Source organism: Pedobacter sp. ok626, assembly GCF_900100435.1.
Taxonomy (GTDB): domain Bacteria; phylum Bacteroidota; class Bacteroidia; order Sphingobacteriales; family Sphingobacteriaceae; genus Pedobacter.
In genome coordinates this window covers 66,770-89,121 of sequence record NZ_FNEX01000011.1, presented here as the reverse complement: position 1 = coordinate 89,121, position 22,352 = coordinate 66,770, and the positions used below count along the sequence as shown (strand labels likewise).

The following is a 22,352-nucleotide window of genomic DNA, read 5'->3' as shown; positions in this document are numbered from 1 at the left end:
TTTTTTCTAATCTACATTAAATACTTTACTCACAGACTTTTTAGCTATTTTTTCATCACCTTCAGAAACCTTCATCTCAAAAGCTTTAGCCAAGATGTAAGCTTGCTGATCTGCATGTTGTTTTGCATAACCAGTAGCTGTACTGCTACTTTCTTTTCTCGAGATTACTTCAATATCATTGAAAGATGTTTTTCTAAGTCTACGCAACAAATATGGCCATGCACCCATGTTCTCAGGCTCTTCCTGAACCCATAGTGCTTCTTTAGCATTTTTATATTTGCGATATACAGCTTCCATCTGCTCTAATGGCGTAGGGTATAATTGTTCAACACGAACAATAGCTACATCCTTAATTTGCTCTTTTTGCTGTTTTTCTAATAATTCGTAATAAATCTTACCACTACAGAACAATACTCTTGTAACGTCAGCAGCTTTTAAGTTCGTATCCGCAATTACTTCCTGGAATTTTCCTTCTGTGAAATCTACCAATGGCGAAACACACATTGGATGACGCAATAAACTCTTAGGCGTAAACACCACCAAAGGTTTTCTAAAATCACGTTTAAACTGTCTGCGTAAAGCATGGAAGAAGTTTGCAGGAGTAGTACAGTTGGTTACCTGCATGTTGTAATCTGCACAAAGCTCCATAAAACGCTCAATCCTTGCAGATGAGTGCTCAGGACCTTGTCCTTCATAACCATGAGGCAATAACATTACCAATCCGTTTTCACGTTGCCATTTCGTTTCCGCACTGGCGATATATTGATCCACAACAATTTGTGCACCGTTAAAGAAGTCACCAAATTGAGCTTCCCAAATCGTTAAGGCATTAGGGTTAGCCATAGCGTAACCATACTCAAAACCTAAAACACCATACTCAGACAAATGCGAGTTGTAAATGTCAAACGGAGCTTGTTGGTCAGAGATATTTGCCAATGGGATATATTCTTCTTCCGAATTTTCTAAAGTCAATACCGCATGACGGTGAGAGAAAGTACCGCGTTCAACATCCTGTCCGCTTAAACGTACTCTTTTTCCTTCCGCAAGTAAAGTACCATAAGCCAGTTGTTCACCCATAGCCCAATCAAATACATGGGTAGTGTTGGCCATTTTACTACGCTCTTCAAAAAGCTTCTCAATTTTCTTAAAGAACTTTTTATCACTCGGTAATGTGCTTATTCTTTTAGCAATCTCCAATAAAGTAGATTCCTTAACAGCAGTACTTGGCGAGCTTTCAAAATCTTTAGGCGTAGCGATACGCATATCAGACCATGCACCACCAAACTTCACGTCCTGATAAGTAGAAGTAATTGCTTTCGCTTCATTTAAACGTTCCTGCAAAAACGCACGGAATGCTTTTTCCATGTCTTTGGCAACACTTGCTTCAATTGATCCTTCTTTTACCAATTGTTCGATATAAATATCTCTTGAGTTGGCATGTTGCTCTATTGCTTTATAAAGCAACGGTTGCGTAAATTTAGGCTCATCAGATTCGTTGTGCCCAAACCTACGGTAACATAAAATATCAATGAATACGTCATTTTTATATTTCTGACGATATTCCATAGCCAGGTTAATCGCATAAACCAAAGCCTCCACGTCATCACCATTCACATGGAATACCGGCGACAAAGTTACTTTTGCGATATCGGTACAGTAAGTACTGGTACGGGCATCTTTAAAGTTTGTAGTAAAACCAATTTGGTTGTTAATGATCAAGTGAATAGTACCACCTGTTTTATAACCATCCAAACCAGCCATCTGGATCACTTCGTAAACGATGCCTTGTCCAGCAACCGAAGCATCACCATGGATCAAAATAGGTGCAATACGGGCATCATCCCCACCATATTTAAAATCAATTTTAGATCTGGTCATTCCTTCAACCACTCCATTCACTGTTTCCAGGTGAGAAGGGTTCGGGCAAAGACTCAGGTGGACACTCTTACCATCATTTGTGGTCACATCTGTTGAATAACCAAGGTGGTATTTAACGTCACCTCCAAATGGAGATTCCGCACTATAGGCCTTACCTTCAAACTCAGCAAAAATATCTTTATATGATTTTTGCATGATATTAGCCAGAACGTTCAAACGTCCCCTATGCGCCATACCAATTACAAATTCTTCAATTCCAACTGCAGCACCTTTTTCAATTACTGAATCCAGCGCAGGAATCAATGCTTCAGCACCTTCCAATGAGAATCTTTTCTGACCAAGGAACTTGGTACCCAGGAAATTCTCAAAACAAACGGCCTCATTCAGCTTCGTCAACATCCGTTTCTTTTCATCAATAGAGAAATTCGGTGTGTTGCGAACACTTTCCATTTTGCGCTCAATCCAGGAAAGCACTTCAGGCGTACGCACATATTTATACTCAGCACCTATCGAGCGGCAATAAGTTTGCTTTAAGAAAGCAACAATGTCACTCAATTTCGCAGCACCAATACCCAATTCAACACTTGCATTAAAAACAGTATCTAAATCAGATTTAGCTAAGCCAAAGTTTTCAATATCCAATGTTGGTAAATGCTGACGTCTTTCTCTAACCGGGTTAGTATGCGTAAACAAATGACCACGTTGGCGGTAACCATTGATCATGTTTAACACATTAACCTCTTTTAAAAAGTGCTCTGGAGCTTCAGAACTAACAGCAGCACCCGAAGAATCTCTGCCAAAGTCAAAGCCTTCAAAAAATTTCTGCCAGCCAAATTCTACCGAATTCGCATCTTCTTTATAAGATTGGTATAAGGACTCTATGTATTCGGCGTTTGCGCCGCTGAGATAAGATAAATTATCCATTATGTTTAAGTATGCTATATTGAAGCAAAATTAGGATTTTACCTTATAAAACAGGCAATTTTCTTTATAATTCTTTAAGAAAATCGACCATATGACAAACATTCTTTAAAGGGCTCAACCGATCCTTTGTAAGAATGTCGAATTCCGAGATTCCACACTTTTATCAACTAAGCAAAAGATGGGCTATCAGAAATAGCGATATCAAGAATTTTAATTTGCTTACTCAGATCAAATCCGTTTTTCGACTTGGTATCTTTATCTACACCGGCCACACTTGCCCAATTCCCCCAGTTACTCGCAGGTGCATAATCGATCAGCTTTTCTTCAAAATATGCGGCACCACAAGTCCAATGAACGCCTAGTATATGAATAAGGAATGTAGCCACTAATAATCTGCCAGGATGCGGAATAAAACCGGTATCATTCAGATCCTTCATGTACTTGTCAACAATTGGATTTCCGGTATGACCAGTTTTCCAATTTTCCAAAGCAGGATCAATTGCTGCAGTTGCCGCGATGATATCATTTTCCAGATTCTTTTCCTGAAAAAAGGCAATACCATGCTTTTTAAACATAAACCTGTAGTAATCCCTCCACAACAGACCCAACAGCATTTGATTAAAATTAGCATTACTTCCAAATTCACGCTCAGCATCTTTAACCTGCCAATACACCTTCCTAGGTGACAAACAGCCAAAAGTCAACCAAGCCGATAAATGAGAAGAAAACCCAGGCTTATCAACACTAGATTTACCATTTGTTTTTAGGTAAATATCAGCACCGTCCGCCAACAACATTTTCAAATGCTCCAGTCCAGCCTCTTCACCTCCAACAGCATATGTCGCACTGAAATCGTTATCATTTTCTGCAAAACCTAATTCAGTTAAGGAAGGTAATTCGCCCCAGTTCTCATTTTCAACAAACGTAATCTCTTCTGGAGATAAGAAACATGCTTTAACACTCGCATCTCTTTCTGTTTTCTTTTTAAACTGTGCAAAAACATCAGGAATATCCTTTATAGGGAAAGGAAGATCTTCTTTATTGTATAAGGTATGACCTATAAAGTGCTTAAGGTTAATTTTAAGTTCCCACAAAAGATCTTCAACATCATCCGAAATCAAAGTCTCTTCTGGCCCAACCTCACGATGATGGTAAACCTCTGCAATATCAAATTGTTCCACTAATTCTTTGATGTGATCCTCAGGCTTGCCATGAACCAGTAAAATATCACCGCCCATTTTACGGAAAGTATTTCTTAAAGCCAATACACTCTCCAGTAAAAAACCTGCCCGATAAGCACCAGTCTTAACCGTACCAAACCTGGTATTTTCAAAGTAACGTGGGTCAAAAAAATAAACGGGTAAAATACTGTCAGATTTAGCGATTGCCTCAACCAACATTTCATTGTCGTGTAAGCGGAGATCGTTTCTAAACCAAACTAATATTTTCTTGTTCCTCATTAATTTCCAGACTAAACCTATACTATATATTTCAAAAATATGCCATTTTTTATCCTAAAACTAATATTACGGCAATCTTTACATAAGCAGAACAAAATATTTACTAAAAAAAGATAATTTAACAAACCAAATCACAACTCAAGTAGTTATACAAGAACCAATAGTGCACAGCGTCAAACAAACAATACCTAAATAAGGTGCTAATTGTTTTAATTTCTTTATGCTGTATTTATCTAACCTAAAACCCTCTGCACATGAACAAGCGAATTTTGATAACCGGAGCAACGGGCATGATAGGTAAAAAACTAATCAAGACCTTACAAGAATCAGGACACACCGTATCAGTTCTCAGCAGAAGATTAAGAGACATTCCAGGTGTAGACGTTTTCCTATGGGATGTATACAGTGGCCATATTGATGCAAATTGCATGACAGGCGTGAATACAATCATCCATTTGGCCGGAGAGAATATTGCCCAACAACGATGGAGCCCAAAGCGCAAGCAACAAATCATCGATAGCAGGGTGCTGTCCACCCAATTGCTCTACAAAACCATAAAAGAAAGCAATGCCGATGTAAGCACTTTTATCTCCGCCTCCGCTGTTGGTTACTATGGCGATTGTGGGGATGAAATTCTTACCGAAGATAGCCCTCCTGGCTATGGCTTCATGGCCCAATGCTGTAAACAATGGGAAGACGCGGTAGACAAAGGCAAATACCTGGGTTTAAGAATTGTAAAATTCAGAACGGGCGTTATACTGGCAAAAGGTGAAGGTGCACTCGCATCCCTTGAAAGGCCAATTAAGTTCTTTCTCGGAGCCCCCTTAGGCACAGGCAAGCAGTGGGTCCCCTGGATCCATCTTGACGACATCATCGCGATGTACAAAAATGCTGTAGAAAGCCCATTAATGGCTGGCGCCTACAATGCATGCGCGCCATTTCCTGTAACCAATGCTACATTAACAAAAACCATCGCCCATAAGCTCGCCCGCCCCGTGTGGCCTTTTCATGTACCAGAAAGAGTACTCAAAATGATCCTCGGAGAAATGAGCGATGTCGTATTCATCAGTTCAAATACTTCAGCCCAAAAGCTATTATCAGCTGATTTTAAATTTAAATACACGCAACTTTTCGATGCCTTATCCGATATTTACGCCTGAAAACAATTTCATGAAAAAAGAGATAAGCATTTGTTGGTTACGTAGGGATTTAAGAATAGCAGACAATGCGGCATTGTACCATGCATTAAAAGGGAACTACCCTGTTTTACTACTATTTATATTCGACAAAAATATACTTTCAAAACTACCCAATAAGGATGATGCCCGTGTAACGTTTATTTACGACACGCTTCTGCAACTTCAATCAAATTTAAGCCAATTTAACTCCACCATACAGATAAAATATGGAACGCCCGAACAAGCCTGGAATGAAATATTGGACACCTATACAGTTAAGGAAGTCTACACTAATCATGACTATGAACCTTACGCCCGTAAAAGGGATGAAGCAGTAGCACAGCAGCTAACGATAAAAGGTATATTATTCAAAACGTTTAAGGATCAGGTCATCTTCGAAAGGAATGAGATCTGCAAAGCAGATGGAAAACCTTACACCGTATTCACTCCATACTTCCGTCAATGGCGACAAAAGCTACAGCCTTTTTACAGCAAAGCCTATCCGATAAAGAAATACATCGACCACCTGCTTCCTATACAAACAGAAAAGAATCCAACACTTCAGGACTTAGGCTTTGAGCGTTCCCCACAAATATTTCCGGTCAAAAGCTTTGAAACAAAACTACAGGCATATGAGCGCAACAGAGATTGCCCTGCCCAAGATGCAACCACACATATCGGCCTACATCTACGTTTTGGAACCATTAGCATCCGTAAAGCAACGCGGCAAGCATTAAGACAAGGTGCAGAAAAATGGTTATCCGAACTAGCCTGGCGAGATTTCTATATGATGATCCTCTGGCATTTCCCGCATACTGCCCATCAATCCTTCAAACCAGCATACGACAATATACAGTGGATCAATAATGAAGCTGATTTTGAAAGCTGGTGCAAAGGCAATACTGGATATCCATTAGTAGATGCAGGAATGCGCCAACTCAATAAAACCGGCTATATGCACAATCGGGTGAGAATGGTAGTGGCTAGCTTTTTAACTAAGCACCTTTTGATAGATTGGCGCTGGGGCGAAGCTTATTTTGCAGAAAAGCTATTGGATTATGATCAAGCCAGCAATGTTGGTGGCTGGCAATGGGCTTGTGGATGCGGAAACGATGCGGCACCTTACTTTAGGGTATTTAATCCAGAACTCCAGGCTAAAAAATTCGACCCCAAAAACGAATATATTAACTACTGGGTACCCGAGTTAAAACAACAAAAGCATGTCCTACCTATAGTTGAACATGCTTTTGCAAGAGAAAGAGTTTTAAGCGTATTTAAAACTGCTTTAGCTAAATAATATTTTAAGGAGCCGTTAGACTTATCACTTCAATATCGAAATCAAGACAAGAGTTTCCAGGAATAGTCGTATTTCCAATTCCATCAGTTTGAGCAGACTTACCATAAGCTAAATCAGAAGGAATCAGCAGTCTAATCTTTCCACCTACTTTTACATTTCCAGGAATACCTAATGTCCAGCCTTGAATTACCTCATCAAGATTAAACTCCACACCATCAGTAGAAGAATCAAACACAGTTCCATTTAGCAATCGTCCTGTATACTTTACTTTTATTTTCGATGTCGGTAAGATATCTGCACCTGTACCCACACTTGAAACAATATATTGAATTCTATTAGTCGGTTTAACAGTCGTCAAACTATTAGCAGTAACAAATTTATTGATCAAAAAGTTATCTACTTGATACTGGTGATCAAGATTAACCAAAGCCAACTCAACTATAATGATTTCATTCGACTCAACTCCCAAAGCCGTGTTTCCATTTTTACCAAATGCCATGCTCGATGGTAGAATAATCCTTGCAGTACCACCTTTTTTTAGTTTAGCTAAGGTAAGTCTAACCCCTGGTATAGTCTTAAAACTAAACCTATCTGTATAGCCTAAAAATGTTCCTGGAATTTGGTAATCGCCATTTTTAATGATTGAAACGCCATTTGCACGTTTAAAATCATAAGTATAATATACAGAGTCTGTATTGGCAACCGCAGCGCCGGTACCAGGAGTAATGATTTGATAACTATAACCCAATGTATCTTTAACCCCAACCAGGTTATTTTTAGCAATGTAATCCGCTATCGCACGCTTATCTACATCTTCAATAGATTCATACTCCTTTTTACATGAATTGAATAGAACTAAACAGCCTAACAAGGCAAAGGCATATAATGATAACTTTTTAATCATTGGGGTTTTCTTATTTTAACTATTGATAAAGTAATATCTAATATTGAGTTTGGTGGAATAACAGGTGATGTTACAGGTCTTTGCTGATAACCCAAAGCAGACGGAATAACCATCCGGATTTGGCCACCTGATTTGATTAAGCCAACACCTATTTTCCAGCCTTCTATGTAACCGGGAAGCATGAACTTAAAAGTACTATCCTGGCTTTTGGCCCGAACAACAGAGTCTCTTAAAACTTTCAAAGTATATTTAGCGTAAATGGTATCAGTATTGGTAACATCAGTTCCGGTCCCCGGGTTAATGATGTTATAATACAAACCGGAACTATGCTTTGTGAGCGTAACGTTACTATCTGCCATATACTTGACAATCATTTCATCGTCAATTTCCAGCTCTTTTGCCTGATCATAAGGCACTTCTTTTTTGCAGGCAACAAAAGCTACCGCCAACAGAAAAAGCCCGAACAAGACACTGGTTTTTAACATAATTCACAAAAATAGTCTTTTATTGCCGATGGCGCAATTTTTAACCAATTTTAACAATTTTCGCCCGACAACCGTAGTACAAAAAAAAGCCCGCAATCAGATTACGGGCCTTCCAGTTTTAATTATGAATCGTTTCTTTAATAAATCGTCTATTTTTAATAACAATACTTATTAGCAGCGATCAATTGCTGTGCCACCTTTTGACGGGCATCTTTAACATTAAAAGCTTCCATTTTAGTAAATCTTTTCAAGCCTACCATCATCATACGCTGCTCATCACCCTCTGCAAAAGCCCATAAAGCCTCTTTACCCGCCTTCTGAACTGCATCAACCGCTTCAACAAAATATATGCGCATCATATTCAGCTGACCTTCACAAGCCGCTTCTCCACGTAGGCTTACCAGTTTCTCCGTCCGCAGCATTGCCGATTCAGCCACATATACATAACTCGCCATATCTGCAATATTCATCAATATTTCCTGCTCTTTAGATAAGCTCATCATCAGTTTCTGCACTGCAGCACCTGCAACCATTAAGGTTGCTTTTTTCAGGTTTTTAATGATCTTTTTCTCAGCAGCAAAAAGCGTATCGTCTTCTTCTCCAAAATCAGGGATCGACATCAATTCAGCTGCGACAGCAGTAGCGGGTGTCATTAAATCCAACTCACCTTTCATCGCCCGCTTTAACATCATATCCACCGTCAACAGCCTGTTGATCTCATTCGTGCCCTCAAATATCCTATTGATCCTCGCATCGCGATATGCCCTGTCCATTGGTGCCTCGGCAGAAAAGCCCATACCACCATAAATCTGCACACCTTCATCCACCACATAATCCAAAGCTTCAGAACCCCAAACCTTCAATATCGCACACTCCACAGCAAACTGCTCCGTAGATTTCAACTTCGCTTTACCCGCATCCATACCACTAGCAACCAATGTTTCATAAGCATCATCGATATTCTGACCCGCACGATAATTTGCAGATTCAACAGCATAAACCTTAGTTGCCATTTCGGCTAGTTTATACCTGATCGCGCCATATTTAGAAATCTGACGATCAAACTGAATCCGCTCATTTGAGTAGTTCACAGCCGTATCAATCACTGCTTTAGAAGCCCCAATTGCAGCTGCAGCCAATTTAATCCTCCCAATATTTAAAATATTAACGGCAATCTTAAACCCGTTTTGACGTTCAGAAAGCATGTTCTCAATAGGTACAGGGCAATCGTTAAAGAACACCTGTCTGGTCGACGAACCTTTAATGCCCATTTTATGCTCTTCCGGATTCATGGTAATGCCCCCAAACTCCCGCTCTACAATAAACGCAGTTAGATTTGCATCATCATCAATCTTCGCAAAAACAATAAAGATATCAGCAAACCCACCATTGGTGATCCACATTTTCTGACCATTGATCACATAATGCTTACCATCGGCAGATAACTTAGCTTTGGTTTTACCCGAATTTGCATCCGAACCCGAATTAGGTTCAGTTAAGCAATAAGCTGCTTTCCACTCCCCCGTTCCCAACTTAGGAATATATTTATTTTTCTGTTCGTCTGTTCCATAATACAGAATAGGCAAAGTACCAATTCCTGTATGTGCCGATAGCGCTACGGCAAAAGAATGCCCGGCACCAACCACATCAGCCACCAACATAGAAGTATTAAAGTCCTTCCCAAAACCTCCGTACACCTCTGGTATCGAAACACCTAAAATACCCAACTCACCGGCTTTATCCATCAATGAAGGCATCAATCCTTCTTCCTGAGCATCGATACGATCAAGATTAGGAAACACCTCTGCCGCCAAAAAATCCCGGCAGGTTTGTGCGATCATCTTTTGCTCTTCATCAAATTCTTCAGGAATAAATACATCCTGATAAGTGGTTTCTGTGATCAAAAACTCGCCACCTTTAATTGTTTTCTTGTCTGTAGCTTCCATGTTTTCTATAATATTAAAGCATTTCAAAAATACCGGCTGCACCTTGACCTGTACCTACGCACATCGTCACCATTCCGTATTTCTGTTTCCTTCTTTTTAATTCATTAAATATTTGCACTGATAACTTAGCTCCGGTACATCCTAGCGGGTGTCCTAAAGCAATCGCGCCACCATTCACATTTAAAATATCTGGATTGATGTGCAAATCCCTTACAATAGCAAGTGATTGAGAAGCAAAAGCTTCATTCAGCTCAATTAAATCTATCTGATCAAGCGTCATCCCCGCCTGTTTTAAGGCTTTAGGAATCGCATAAATTGGTCCAATCCCCATAATACGTGGCGGTACACCAGCAATTCCATAACTCACTAAACGCGCAATAGGCTCAACACCCAGTTCTTTCATTTTCTTTTCAGACACCACCAGTACAAAAGCAGCACCATCCGAAGTCTGCGAAGAATTACCCGCCGTAACACAACCATCCGCAGCAAAAACAGGCTTTAATTTAGCCAACTTCTCTACTGAAGTATCTGCACGTGGTCCCTCATCGGTATCCACAACATAACTGCGGGTTTTCTTTTTCATATCCGCATCCAGGTAATTTTCATTCACTGTTATCGGCAATACCCCATCTTTCAAATGACCATTTTTAATGGCTTCTACCGCTTTCTGGTGAGATTGGAAAGAAAATAAATCCTGGTCTTCCCTATTCACATTGTATTCCTTTGCTACCGCTTCCGCAGTTAAGCCCATTCCCCAATACCAATCCGGATTTGTTTTTGCCACATCAGCATTTGGAACAATTTTCCAACCACCAAAAGGCATACCCGACATTACTTCAACACCACCTGCGATAATACAATCCGCCATTCCACTTTTAATCTTGGCAACGGCAGTAGCAATAGTTTCCAGCCCCGATGCGCAATACCTGTTTACAGTAACACCAGGCACTTTATCCGTATCCAATCCCATTAACGAGATCATACGGGCTATATTCAATCCCTGCTCAGCCTCAGGCGTCGCATTTCCAACAATTACATCATCAATCTGTTCCTTATCCAGATTAGGCACCGAAGCTACCAGTGCTCTGATTACTTCCGCAGCCAAATCATCAGCTCTTGTAAAACGAAATACACCACGAGGGGCCTTGCCCACTGCGGTACGATATCCTGCTATAATATATGCTTCTTGCATGTCTTATCTTTTTATTAAGCTAATTAGTTTCTTAATGGTTTACCCTTGGTTACAATACTCTGTATCCGCTCTAAAGTCTTACGCTCTCCACAAAGCGACAAGAAAACTTCTCTTTCCAGATCCAGCAAATACTGTTCTGTTACCTCTGTTGGCGATGAAAGATCACCACCACACATTACCCAGCCCAACTTCTCAGAAATCTTCTTATCATGCTCAGAAATGTAATGACCCGAATACATGGTATTGGCACCGGCGTAAACAATACCTAAACCCTGTTTACCTAAAACCCTAATGTCTTTACGCCTTACCGGTTGTGTATATCCAGCATCAGCCAGTTCAATCGCCTTAGCCTTGGCATCGGCAATTAACCTGCTCCTGTTCATACTGATCGAATATTTATCTTTTTGCAAATATCCCAACTCAAAAGCCTCTACAGCAGAAGTAGAAACTTTAGCCATACCTATGGTCAGGAAACGATCTTTCAATACATTTTGCACAATCTGATCATCTTTATATTCATCAGATGCACGTAGGGCGAATTCCTTTGTACCGCCCCCACCAGGGATTACACCTACACCAAACTCCACCAATCCCATATAAGTCTCGGCATTCAACTGCACATGATCGGCATGTAAGCTAAACTCACAACCACCACCCAATGTTAAATTATGAGGAGCAACCACTACTGGGATAGACGAATATCTAATCCGCATAGAGGTATTCTGGAACATTCTGATGGCCAGATTCAATTCTTCCCATTCCTGCTCAACTGCCATCATAAAGATCATCCCCACATTGGCACCTGCCGAGAAGTTTGCCCCGTCATTACCAATCACAACCCCTCTATAATCTTTTTCTGCCATATCAATGGCTTTATTGATGGCTTGCAAAGTGTCCCCACCAATGGTGTTCATTTTAGAGTGGAACTCTACATTGATGATGCCATCCCCCAGGTCAATAATAGAAGCTCCAGAATTTTTCCAGATCACTTTATTGGCTCTTAAGTTGTCGAGAATAATAAATTCTTCGGCACCAGGAACAGCTTTATAGCTTTTAGAAGGAATATCATAATATTTCCTTATTCCATCCTCAACCTTGTAAAACGAAGTATTTCCGGCAGCAAGCATTTCATGAACCCAGGCCGCAGCCTCATGTCCATACTTTTTCATGCCTTCGATAGCCTCAGCAACACCAACGGCATCCCAGACCTCAAAAGGACCTAAGTCCCATCCAAAACCGGCACGCATGGCATCATCAATTCTATACAATTCATCAGAAATCTCAGGAATACGATCAGACACATATTCAAACAGACCGAAGAAAGAAGCTCTGAATAACTCGCCAGCTTTATCTTTTCCCGCCGCAAATACTTTCATTCTGTCGCGCACATTTTCAATTGGCTTAGTCAAATCCAGCGTAGCTGATTTAACTTTCACCTGCGGACGGTATTCCAGCGTTTTTAAATCCAAGGCTAATATTTCTGTTTTGCCTTCGGCAGATTTTGTTTTTTTATAGAAACCTTGCCCGGTTTTATCACCCAACCATTTGTTGGCTTCCATCTTTTCTACATAAGCAGGAAGCTTAAACAAGTCATGCGCTTTATCGTCCGGACAATTATCGTAAAGCCCTTTAGACACCTTAATCATAGTATCTAAACCTACCACATCTGTAGTACGGAATGTTGCCGATTTAGGTCTGCCCAAAGCCGGCCCAGTAAATTTATCTACCTCTTCCACCGTCAACTCCATTTTCTCTACCAAATGCAGCAAAGCCATAATGGAATATACCCCAACCCTATTGGCAATAAATGCTGGTGTATCTTTACATAAAACCGTTGTTTTACCTAAAAATTTATCCCCATAATGCATTAGAAAATCTACCAGCTCCGGTTTAGTATGCGGTGTTGGTATAATTTCGAGTAACCTCAAATAACGTGGCGGATTAAAAAAGTGCGTTCCGCAGAAATTTGCTTTAAAATCTTCTGAACGTCCTTCAGCCATCAAATGAATTGGAATACCCGAAGTATTTGAAGTCACCAATGTTCCCGGTTTACGGAATTGTTCTACCTGTTCAAAAACCTTTTTCTTGATATCCAGGTTTTCGATAACCACCTCAATGATCCAATCGTAACTGGCAATTTTAGACATATCATCTTCAAAATTCCCAGTTGCAATCTTATTCAGAACTTTTTTAGAATATATCGGAGAAGGATTTGTTTTTACTGCAGTTTGTAAAGCAGTGTTTACGATACTATTTTTATCGCCTTCTTTCGCTGCAATATCAAGCAAAAGTACTTCTACCCCAATGTTTGCAAAGTGACAAGCAATACGGGACCCCATAATGCCAGAGCCCAATACCGCTACTCTATTTATTTTTTTGTTCATCATCTTCTACCGGAATTTTATATGCCAATGTAAGTTTGTTCAATTTCTGCAAGGTTACCAAAAGGTTATTCTTTTCAGCTGCAGTCAGGTTTTTAGCCAGGTATTCATTAAAATCAATTACCACACCTTTGGCCATTTTTCGTTTTTCATAACCAAGCTCGGTCAGGTAAACTTTTACTGAGCGCTTATCGCTGGAAGCCGTTTCTCTGTATATTAACCCCAATTCTTCCATATTGTTTAGCATTCTTGACAAGCTGGTAGCCTTTACCCCCAGCAGACCTGCCAGCTGAGAAACTGCAGTTCCTTCTTTATCAATATTTATGAGTACATAGCCGATGGCTTGTGTAATGCCAAACCCCGAGGCAATCTGATTGTATGCATTCGATACATTCTGCCAAACCACTTTTAAAAAATAATCAATTGTTTCCTGCTGTTTCATTAAATACTATGCTTGCATAACAAAGCTATCGAATTAAAATCTATAATGCAAATACAATTCTTTAAAAATTTTTGCACAAAAAAAGCCTCCCTAAATAAATTAGGAAGGCTTTTTAAACCGGATACCGTCTTAGGCTAGAACAAAGTAAATTCTACCCTTCTATTTTGCTGACGGCCAGCAGCAGTTTTATTAGTTGCAATAGGTTGCGCCATACCGTAGCCTGTAGCTTCGATTCTGGAAGGATTTGCACCTTTACCTACTAAATATCCTTTAACAGATTCCGCTCTATCTTTAGACAATCTCATGTTTAAAGCTGCAGATCCTGTATTATCTGTATGACCTGCTAATTTTAAGCTGAAGTTTTTCTCCACCAAAAGCGCAGCAACACGATCTAATGTAGGATAAGATTTTGCACGTATAGTTGCTTTACCTAAATCAAATTCTAAGTTTTTAATCGCATCAGCAACTACCTTACGATCGGCCTCAGTAATGATTACTTTTTCCTGAACAACCGGAACAGGCACTTTCAATGGACAACCTGAGCCATCCACAACAACGCCCGAAGGTGTACCTGGGCATTTATCAAACTTATCAGAAACACCATCACCGTCACTATCAGTCGACAATGCGCCAACTTCAGATTTTAACCTTGCATTTTCAGCTTTTTGCGCATCCAAATCACTTTTCAGTGCATCAGCTGCTTGCTTAGCGCGCAATGCCTCATCATAGGTTAAAGCTACTGGGTTATGCCATGCCAATTGTTTTCCTTGACCTAAAGAAAATTCTAAACCTGCATATGCGTAATTGTATTTATCATTACTACCACGATAAGTACCATCAAGGTTATCGCCATCCACAAAGTTTACAGTCCAACCTAAATCAAGGTTAACTTTTTCGGCCACCTTAAACTTAGCGCCCAATCCTACAGGAATAATCAATTCGCTAATGGTCTTACCACCTGCGTAATCTGTTAAACCACCACCGTTGGTAGAAGTTTTTACTTTATAACCAGCTAAACCAGCACCACCTGATGCATATAGCTGTACCGCGCTGTTGCTATTAAACATACTAATGTTAAACAAGTTTACCACAGCATTTAAGCTACCTGAATATTCAAGATTAGTTTCAAAACCAGTAGTTGAACTGGTGATCACTGCTCCACCATCAAATGCTTTTGAATTGTCTCCTTTTAATTTACCTTTAACTCCATCTAGACGTAGCGAGAAATATGGGGTAATTTGCTTTTTAATGTATAAACCATATCCTAAATCACTTTTCCAATTAGAAAAGTCGTTTTTACCTCCTAGCGGAGAAATTGGTGACAACACACCTGCATTTACGCCTATAGACCAGGTAGAAAGCTGACTGGCCGTTTTGTCTTGTGCCTGAACAGCACCACCAAGCAATAACGCTGAAAAAGCTAGCGGCAAACATCTCAATAAATTTTGTTTCATAATTGGAGGGTTAAATAATTAGTAGATTCCATTAATTCTGGAAATAACAATTCAATTGTCAGGCCAAGTTGTAAAACCTCTAATAAGCCCCAATACTTCCCATTCGCTGTGTATAATTCTATACAACTCTACCAAGCCATTGCCTTATCGTCACCGCGTTTATCTGCTCCCCCTTGATAATATCCCCATTTAGTTTTCAATATCGCATCCACCCTACCGATAGGACCACGCTCCAAAATCGGATAGCCTTTATTGATTAATTTCAGGGTCGTTACACTATCTAAGGCACCTTTCTCTACATAAAGTGTATCCGGTAACCATTGGTGATGAAACTTTTTTGCATTCACCGCGCTCTGCATAGTTTTATTAAATTCTATAACATTAACGATCGTCTGAAAAACAGAGGTAATGATCGTAGAACCACCAGGAGTACCTACAATCATGAACAATTTCCCATCCTTTTCCACTATAGTTGGTGTCATAGAACTCAACATACGTTTACCAGGCGCAATTGCATTTGCTTCTCCGCCCACTAAACCATACATATTTGGTGATCCCGGCTTTACCGAAAAATCGTCCATTTCATTATTTAGTAAAAAGCCGCCGCCTTTTACTACTACTGCAGATCCGTAGGAGCCGTTTAAGGTTGTCGTTACAGACACCGCATTCCCATCTCTATCTACAATAGAAAAATGCGTAGTTTCCTCGTGCTCGGCAGGCCTTAACACCCCAGCCTTAATTTCTGAACTTGGGGTAGCATGCGCCCAGTTAAAGTTGGCCATTCTGCTTTTTATATAGGCATCGTTTAACAATTGCGCTTGTGGCACCTTATAAAAATCAGGATCGCCTAAATACTCAGCTCGGTCTGCATATACTCTACGTTCAGCCTCAACCATAAGCTGCACTGTCGAATCTGAATTTAATCCCCAACGTTTCAAAGGATAGGGCTCTACAGATTTTAACAATTGAATTAAAGCAATACCACCACTTGATGGTGGCGGCATGGTTACAATACGATATCCTTTATAATTGCCAACAATGGGTTTACGCCATACGGCTTTATAATTTTTTAAATCCTCAGCACTGATGATTCCTCCTCCACGTCTCATTTCGGCCAGCAGGCTATCAGCTACCGGCCCTTCATAAAAACCGGCCCGCCCATAATCTCTTATTTTTTCTAGAGTTGTCGCTAATTCAGGTTGTATCAACACATCATCTTCCAACCATTCGGTCTCTTTGGCTAATGCTGTACCTTGAGGATTATTTTTTACAAATCTTGCCTTAAGTCTATTCAATTCATCTACTTGCTGCTCGCTAAGCTTAAATCCATTTTTGGCTAGTGCAATAGCTGGCTCAATCAAATCGGCCCATTTCAACTTTCCATATTTCGCATGTGCGGCAACCATTCCGGCCACCGATCCTGGTATACCGGATGCCAAATGGCCCTCTAAACTCTTATCTACAATAGGCTTGCCTACCGAATCCAGATACATATCCCGGGAAGCCGTTGCTGGAGCAGTTTCACGAAAATCAAGTGAATTCATTTCCCCCGATGCGTCACGATAAACCATAAAGCCACCACCGCCAATGTTCCCAGCATTGGGATATACAACTGCTAAAGCAAATTGCACTGCTACTGCAGCATCAACGGCATTACCACCCCTTTTTAAAATATCTAGTCCAACCCTAGAAGCCTTTTCGTTGGCCGAAACCACCATACCATTGCGGTATTCGTTACTGTTATCCTGACCAAGCTGACCGCCAACACAGCTAGAAAAAGCTGTAGCTATAAATAGTGCTGCCGCTACCGAGATAAAACCTTTAACCCTTATAATCTTCTGCATCTGTATAGATTTTATCTATCAAAGTTGCATTCTTCTCAAGAATCACTTTTCTTTTCAAACTCAGTTTTGGTGTCAACTCCCCACCATCAATGCTCCATTGTTTAGGTAATAAAGAAAAACGCTTTACCTGTTCCCATTTTCCAAAATCTTTACAAGTCAGCTCAACAATCTGGTTAAACTTCTCTAAAACTTGTGCATTTTTAACCATCTCCTCATCAGTGCTGTATTTGATTCCCTTTTTAGCAGCCCAGGCTTTCAGGGCAATAAAATTAGGTACAATCAGGGCTGCCGGGAATTTACGGTTCTCGCCCAACACCATCACCTGCTCTACCAAAACCGTTTCCTTAAATTTATTTTCTATCGTTTGCGGTGCAACGTATTTGCCACCCGCAGTTTTAAATATTTCCTTTTTACGGTCTGTGATTTTAAGGAAGCGTCCGCCAACAATCTCACCAATATCACCGGTATGGAACCAACCATCTTTATCTATGGTTTCAGCGGTCAGATCATCACGCATATAATAACCTTTCATAATCGAATGGCCTCTTGCTAAAACCTCACCATCTGCAGCAATTTTAATCTCCATCCCTTTAATCACCGGCCCAACTGTCCCAAACATGGTATTATCCAAATGGTTAACGGTAATTACTGGTGATGTTTCTGTTAAACCATAACCTTCGAAAACAGGCATTCCTGCTGCCCAAAAAATGCGGCAAAGACGAGGGTTTAAAGCTGCACCTCCTGAAACGATCACCACAATGTTTCCGCCCAGGGCTTCCTGCCATTTTTTAAATACCAATTTACGGGCAATACCCAGTTTAAGATTATAAAACCAACTGTTCTTGGTTTCATACTTTTCAGCAAGAGCTACCGACCAGAAAAAGATCCCCCTTTTAATTCCGGTAAGGGCTTTACCTTTTTCCATAATCTTTTCATAAACCTTTTCCAGTAATCGCGGAACGGTAGAAAAAGCATTCGGTTTTACAAATTGTATGTCGGCGACAATCGTGTCCATACTCTCGGCATAGTACACACTTACTCCTGAGAACATATATAGGTATACCACCATGCGCTCAAAAATATGCGATAGCGGTAAAAAGCTAAGTCCCTTTTCAAGTCCTGGAGGTAAAAGTACTGCCGAATTTTCAAAGTTCTGCACCAGGTTATTGTGCGTTAGCATCACGCCCTTAGGTGTTCCGGTTGTACCTGATGTATAAATCAATGTTAAGATATCTTCCGGTTTTACCTCATCTCTATAGCTACCTAAATGTAGTTCCGTAAGCTTTTCACCAGCCTTTAACAACTCCATCCAATGGTCTGCTCCTTTTATTTCATCAAGCGTGTAAATTTTAACTGGGGATTTCAGTTCCTTATTTACCGCTTGCAATTTTTTGTAGATAGCTTCATCAGCCGCAAAAACCACGGTAACCTCCGCGTTTTCCAGAATAAACTTGATATCGTGTTCCGCTAGCGTGGGATATAGCGGAACTTGATAAGCGCCAATTTGACTTATTGCAAAATCAGTAAGGTTCCACTCCGGCCTATTGTGCGACATTACAGCTACGCGGGATGCTTTACCAATACCAATACTGATCAAGCCCTTACTTAACAGATCAACTGTCTCGCAAAACTTTTGGGTGCTGTAATTTACCCATTTACCCTTTATCTTACCGCTAATAAATTCTTCTTTTGGAAAGTTCTCTAAGTTGTATTGGAGTAAATCAAATACTCTCGTTACCATTGCAGCCATATATGATCAGCTTAATTAAAGATTTGGTTAAATGATTATGCATTGATAAATCCAGCCACATAACCCTTGCTTCCCAAACTTAACTAAAAATAATTAATATTTAACGTGTATTCCAAGCCTGAATTTGCTTTTGTCAGGCACCGTAATGATAAGGGGATAAGTAGGAAATGAATAGCGCTAAAATTGGGGGTTGCTTTACCCTTGCTTTAGGGTTGCGTTAGGGTTGCCTTACCCTTGACTTACCCTAGGGGTAAAGCAACCCTAAAGCAAGGGTAAGGCAACCCTAACGCAACCCCCTATTCATTCCCAACTTTAGCACTATTCATTCCCTATTCATAATGAAACCTTCCAAAACTGTGTCATTTTACAGAACAGTCAAAGTCCAGACACACAAAAGCCCTTGAATTTTCATCCAAGGGCTTAAAAAGAATTCGGTAGCACTTACAATCTCTTTATGGCAAAGATGATTTATTTATTGCTTCACAATTGTAAACTCTGTTCTTCTGTTTAACTGGTGCTCCGCTATGCTACATTTAACACCATTGCTGCATCTGTTCAGCAACCTGGTTTCTCCATAGCCTTTTGCTGTAATTCTGTTTTTATCAATACCTCTATTGATGATGTATTCGACAGCAGAATTTGCTCTGTTTTGCGATAACCTCTGATTATAGGCATCATCCCCTCTACTATCGGTATGTGAGCCCAACACAATCCAGATTGTAGGATTCTCTTTAAGTATCTGAACCAATTTATCCAGTTCAAGAGCCGCATCTGGTCTAATGTTCCATTTATCAAAGTCGTAATAGATATTCTCTATCCTAATTTCTTTATTCAATAAAACTGGATCTATATAAGAGATTTTCTTTGGTGTTGTTAGCGTAAAGCTATAGATATCATCATCGCCCAAACCACCTGTTCTATTTGAAGACAAGTAGCCCGCGTCTTTTGTAATTTTGTTAAATGCGAAATCGTCTTGAGGGGAATTTGTGGGGTATCCTAAGTTCTTAGGTTCACCAATTTTCCCTGCGACAATCGTTGCGCTATAAATATCCAATCCGCCCATACCAACGCTACCATCACTACTGAAATAGAAATTTCCCGCTTCATCTACAGCAGGACTTCGTTCGTTACCCTCCGTATTAATTTCCTTTAGGTTTACAGGCAGACCCCAGTCACCACCAGCTATCTTTTCGCATACGTAAAGGTCCATTCCACCTTTACCTCCTGGCATGTCTGAACTAAAGTATAAACGTTTTCCATCAGCAGTGACAAAAGGATCACCCAGTGAGAATTCTTTAGCATGGTTATATTTGAAAGGAGTCGGCGAAGACCATTCGGTACCGTTAGTACTTGAATAAATTTGTACATTTACTGTAGCCACTTTATCCTTTGCTCCTTTTACCTTTTCGTAAACGGCATCCTCAGGGATTTTTGTCAGGGTAAAATACATCGTTTTCCCGTCTGTCGTAAAACTTGGAGGACCAACATGATAAGCTGTACCAGTTTTTATCGAAACTATCTTAACACTATCGCTTCCATTTTGGCTGTACTGTCTAAAGTAACCATTACCTGTCCAACCATAAACATTCCTATTGGGTGTTTTAGCACCATCAAATTTAAGGAAAGGACGGTGTGCGGTCTGCTTGTTTTTTCCTACGATATTCCTATCCGAAGCAAATACAACATTGTTATCATTTTTTGTTGCTCCCCAGTCTGATTGAGCAGAATTTAAATGCTTCTCGTTGTTTATCGTTATTTCTGTAGGGTTCTTCATCCAGTGTATGGCTGAATCGCAGGACCGCAGCCAGATGTTCTTTTGTTGTTCTGTTAGCTCCTTATTTTGCGCACTATACTTGCTGTATTGCAGCTTAGCTTCGGCATATTTGGCATTACTTTGTAAAGCCTGGGCGTAATAAAGCGTGTTTACAGGATTGCTATTTGGCATAGCAGAGGCTGTTGCAAACCACCGCTCTGCCTCGATGTAGTTCTGCTGATTTTCATAACACGCTGCTAATCTCTCCGCAGCATGAAGAGTGGCCTTTTTCTGGTAGGCGCGCTGGTATAAATCTATTGCTTTATTGTAATTATAAAGCGTGTATTGTTGATCTGCTTCGGTTAAAACGTATTGTGCGTTTACTGTAGTTTGCAAAGTAAGCAGCGTAACGAAGCAAAGTATAATTGAGGATTGAATCTTCTTCATTTTAAAAATATCTTGGTGTTAGCATTCTTGTATTTTTCCTATTGAAAAAATAGCCTATGGATATTTCGTGGGTACCACTGCTGTAGCCCTGTAATTTGCCAATAGAGAAATCGTAAGCATAACCTACTCTCAAATTCTGTGAAGGAAAAATTTGCATTGCCGCCACCACCGAATTGAGGTTGGTTAGATTTTTCTGCAAGTAGTTTTTGTTGTATAATTTTACCCCGGTACGGTAAGACCCGCCCAACCAGAGTTTTTCATTAAAAATCACAAAGGTACTTACGTCCATACTGGTTGGCCCACCCCGGTCATCCTTTACCAGAACAGACGGCTTTAATAGTACACCCTGACTTAATGGAAGCAATACGCCTGCGGTTAGATAAAAATGTGGTTTGGGCTGTGGGATATAGGCATACTTATCCATGTCCATATATTGTAGAATCAAGTTATCGGCAGAGAGACCTGCAAAAAACCTATCACTAGAGTAATAAACCCCCACTCTTGCATCGGGAAGAATGGTACTTTGGGTACCTACTGGCTGATAAATTTCTGGATCATTCGCATTTAAAAGTGTTCCATCAATTCCTAGCTGAACCGCGCCCAGGCCAAGCCCAAATGCCAGTCTTGAAGTTCCTTCGGCATTCATCCGGATGCGATAGGCATAGTTCGCATACACAGACTCGTTGCGTTGGGCCCCCAGTTTGTCGCTGCTGACCTGCAATGCCAAACCCACATTGCCATCATTTGCTATTGCATCTACAGCGATCGACATTGTTTTTGGCGACCCTTGAATACCAGTCCACTGGTTGCGGTAAAAAGCATGAAGGTTTAACTGTTCCTTATAGCCGGCGTAAGCAGGGTTAATATATATCCCGTTAAACATGTATTGACTAAACTGGCCATCCTGTTGCGCATTGGCCAATTTGGACAGCAGTACCAAACATGTTATGATCTGTAATATTCTTCTCATCATTGATTTTATTTTTGCATCAGCGGGAGATTGCACTCCCCTGATGC

The 22,352-nt window shown here is 40.3% G+C and carries 15 protein-coding genes; 2 read left to right on the top strand and 13 right to left on the bottom strand.

What is annotated here, in order from left to right; genetic code table 11:
- Positions 1–6 precede the first annotated feature (6 nt).
- Positions 7–2,802 carry a 2-oxoglutarate dehydrogenase E1 component gene (locus BLS35_RS15810; RefSeq protein WP_090782765.1) on the bottom strand — a complete coding sequence of 932 codons (2,796 nt, stop codon included), beginning with the start codon at positions 2,800–2,802 and terminating at the stop codon, positions 7–9.
- A 167-nt stretch (positions 2,803–2,969) separates the two neighbouring features.
- The gene (locus BLS35_RS15805) at positions 2,970–4,262 is read right to left on the bottom strand and encodes a DASH family cryptochrome (protein ID WP_090782762.1); all 1,293 of its coding nucleotides are present in this window, start codon (positions 4,260–4,262) and stop codon (positions 2,970–2,972) included.
- 254 nt (positions 4,263–4,516) lie between these two features.
- Between BLS35_RS15805 and BLS35_RS15800 the strand changes: the two genes are divergently transcribed.
- Both BLS35_RS15800 and BLS35_RS15795 read left to right on the top strand, forming a co-directional pair.
- Positions 4,517–5,422, top strand: a complete 906-nt coding sequence (locus BLS35_RS15800; protein WP_090782760.1) for a TIGR01777 family oxidoreductase — start codon at positions 4,517–4,519, stop codon at positions 5,420–5,422.
- A 10-nt stretch (positions 5,423–5,432) separates the two neighbouring features.
- Positions 5,433–6,737: a cryptochrome/photolyase family protein gene (locus BLS35_RS15795; RefSeq protein ID WP_090783034.1), complete on the top strand. Its 1,305-nt coding sequence runs from the start codon at positions 5,433–5,435 to the stop codon at positions 6,735–6,737.
- Between the two features lie 4 nt (positions 6,738–6,741).
- Here BLS35_RS15795 and BLS35_RS28085 read toward each other — a convergent pair whose 3' ends face one another.
- From BLS35_RS28085 to BLS35_RS15740, 11 genes are all read right to left on the bottom strand, one after another.
- Positions 6,742–7,641, bottom strand: coding sequence for an FKBP-type peptidyl-prolyl cis-trans isomerase (locus tag BLS35_RS28085; RefSeq protein WP_132226005.1), 900 nt, complete (start codon positions 7,639–7,641; stop codon positions 6,742–6,744).
- On the bottom strand, positions 7,638–8,126 hold the full coding sequence (locus tag BLS35_RS15785; protein WP_090782758.1) for an FKBP-type peptidyl-prolyl cis-trans isomerase: 489 nt from the start codon (positions 8,124–8,126) through the stop codon (positions 7,638–7,640). The genes BLS35_RS28085 and BLS35_RS15785 overlap by 4 nt, the downstream gene beginning before the upstream one ends.
- A 155-nt stretch (positions 8,127–8,281) precedes the next feature.
- The gene (locus BLS35_RS15780; protein WP_090782756.1) at positions 8,282–10,072 is read right to left on the bottom strand and encodes an acyl-CoA dehydrogenase family protein; all 1,791 of its coding nucleotides are present in this window, start codon (positions 10,070–10,072) and stop codon (positions 8,282–8,284) included.
- Between the two features lie 13 nt (positions 10,073–10,085).
- On the bottom strand, positions 10,086–11,264 hold the full coding sequence (locus BLS35_RS15775) for an acetyl-CoA C-acyltransferase (RefSeq protein WP_090782754.1): 1,179 nt from the start codon (positions 11,262–11,264) through the stop codon (positions 10,086–10,088).
- A 23-nt stretch (positions 11,265–11,287) separates the two neighbouring features.
- Positions 11,288–13,648 carry a 3-hydroxyacyl-CoA dehydrogenase/enoyl-CoA hydratase family protein gene (locus BLS35_RS15770; RefSeq protein ID WP_207909126.1) on the bottom strand — a complete coding sequence of 787 codons (2,361 nt, stop codon included), beginning with the start codon at positions 13,646–13,648 and terminating at the stop codon, positions 11,288–11,290.
- Entirely contained in the window at positions 13,629–14,087 is a 459-nt protein-coding gene (locus tag BLS35_RS15765) for a MarR family winged helix-turn-helix transcriptional regulator (RefSeq protein WP_090782750.1), read from the bottom strand. The genes BLS35_RS15770 and BLS35_RS15765 overlap by 20 nt, the downstream gene beginning before the upstream one ends.
- Positions 14,088–14,221: 134 nt before the next feature.
- Entirely contained in the window at positions 14,222–15,541 is a 1,320-nt protein-coding gene (locus BLS35_RS15760; RefSeq protein WP_090782748.1) for a DUF6089 family protein, read from the bottom strand.
- Between the two features lie 128 nt (positions 15,542–15,669).
- Positions 15,670–17,385, bottom strand: coding sequence for a gamma-glutamyltransferase (gene ggt / locus BLS35_RS15755; protein WP_090782746.1), 1,716 nt, complete (start codon positions 17,383–17,385; stop codon positions 15,670–15,672).
- On the bottom strand, positions 17,363–19,135 hold the full coding sequence (locus BLS35_RS15750) for an AMP-dependent synthetase/ligase (protein ID WP_090782744.1): 1,773 nt from the start codon (positions 19,133–19,135) through the stop codon (positions 17,363–17,365). Before BLS35_RS15750 ends, ggt begins: the two co-directional genes overlap by 23 nt.
- A 472-nt stretch (positions 19,136–19,607) precedes the next feature.
- Entirely contained in the window at positions 19,608–21,335 is a 1,728-nt protein-coding gene (locus tag BLS35_RS15745) for an OmpA family protein (protein ID WP_090782742.1), read from the bottom strand.
- Between the two features lies 1 nt (position 21,336).
- Positions 21,337–22,308 carry a PorP/SprF family type IX secretion system membrane protein gene (locus BLS35_RS15740; RefSeq protein WP_254778927.1) on the bottom strand — a complete coding sequence of 324 codons (972 nt, stop codon included), beginning with the start codon at positions 22,306–22,308 and terminating at the stop codon, positions 21,337–21,339.
- Positions 22,309–22,352 lie beyond the last annotated feature (44 nt).

Coding starts and splice junctions, on each gene's coding strand:
- BLS35_RS15770 (WP_207909126.1), bottom strand. CDS start 13,648: ATGAACAAAAAAATAAATAGAGTAGCGGTATTGGGCTCTGGCATTATG.
- BLS35_RS15745 (WP_090782742.1), bottom strand. CDS start 21,335: ATGAAGAAGATTCAATCCTCAATTATACTTTGCTTCGTTACGCTGCTT.
- BLS35_RS15800 (WP_090782760.1), top strand. CDS start 4,517: ATGAACAAGCGAATTTTGATAACCGGAGCAACGGGCATGATAGGTAAA.
- BLS35_RS15765 (WP_090782750.1), bottom strand. CDS start 14,087: ATGAAACAGCAGGAAACAATTGATTATTTTTTAAAAGTGGTTTGGCAG.
- BLS35_RS15785 (WP_090782758.1), bottom strand. CDS start 8,126: ATGTTAAAAACCAGTGTCTTGTTCGGGCTTTTTCTGTTGGCGGTAGCT.
- BLS35_RS15795 (WP_090783034.1), top strand. CDS start 5,433: ATGAAAAAAGAGATAAGCATTTGTTGGTTACGTAGGGATTTAAGAATA.
- BLS35_RS15805 (WP_090782762.1), bottom strand. CDS start 4,262: ATGAGGAACAAGAAAATATTAGTTTGGTTTAGAAACGATCTCCGCTTA.
- BLS35_RS28085 (WP_132226005.1), bottom strand. CDS start 7,641: ATGATTAAAAAGTTATCATTATATGCCTTTGCCTTGTTAGGCTGTTTA.
- BLS35_RS15810 (WP_090782765.1), bottom strand. CDS start 2,802: ATGGATAATTTATCTTATCTCAGCGGCGCAAACGCCGAATACATAGAG.
- ggt (WP_090782746.1), bottom strand. CDS start 17,385: ATGCAGAAGATTATAAGGGTTAAAGGTTTTATCTCGGTAGCGGCAGCA.
- BLS35_RS15740 (WP_254778927.1), bottom strand. CDS start 22,308: ATGATGAGAAGAATATTACAGATCATAACATGTTTGGTACTGCTGTCC.
- BLS35_RS15760 (WP_090782748.1), bottom strand. CDS start 15,541: ATGAAACAAAATTTATTGAGATGTTTGCCGCTAGCTTTTTCAGCGTTA.
- BLS35_RS15780 (WP_090782756.1), bottom strand. CDS start 10,072: ATGGAAGCTACAGACAAGAAAACAATTAAAGGTGGCGAGTTTTTGATC.
- BLS35_RS15750 (WP_090782744.1), bottom strand. CDS start 19,135: ATGGCTGCAATGGTAACGAGAGTATTTGATTTACTCCAATACAACTTA.
- BLS35_RS15775 (WP_090782754.1), bottom strand. CDS start 11,264: ATGCAAGAAGCATATATTATAGCAGGATATCGTACCGCAGTGGGCAAG.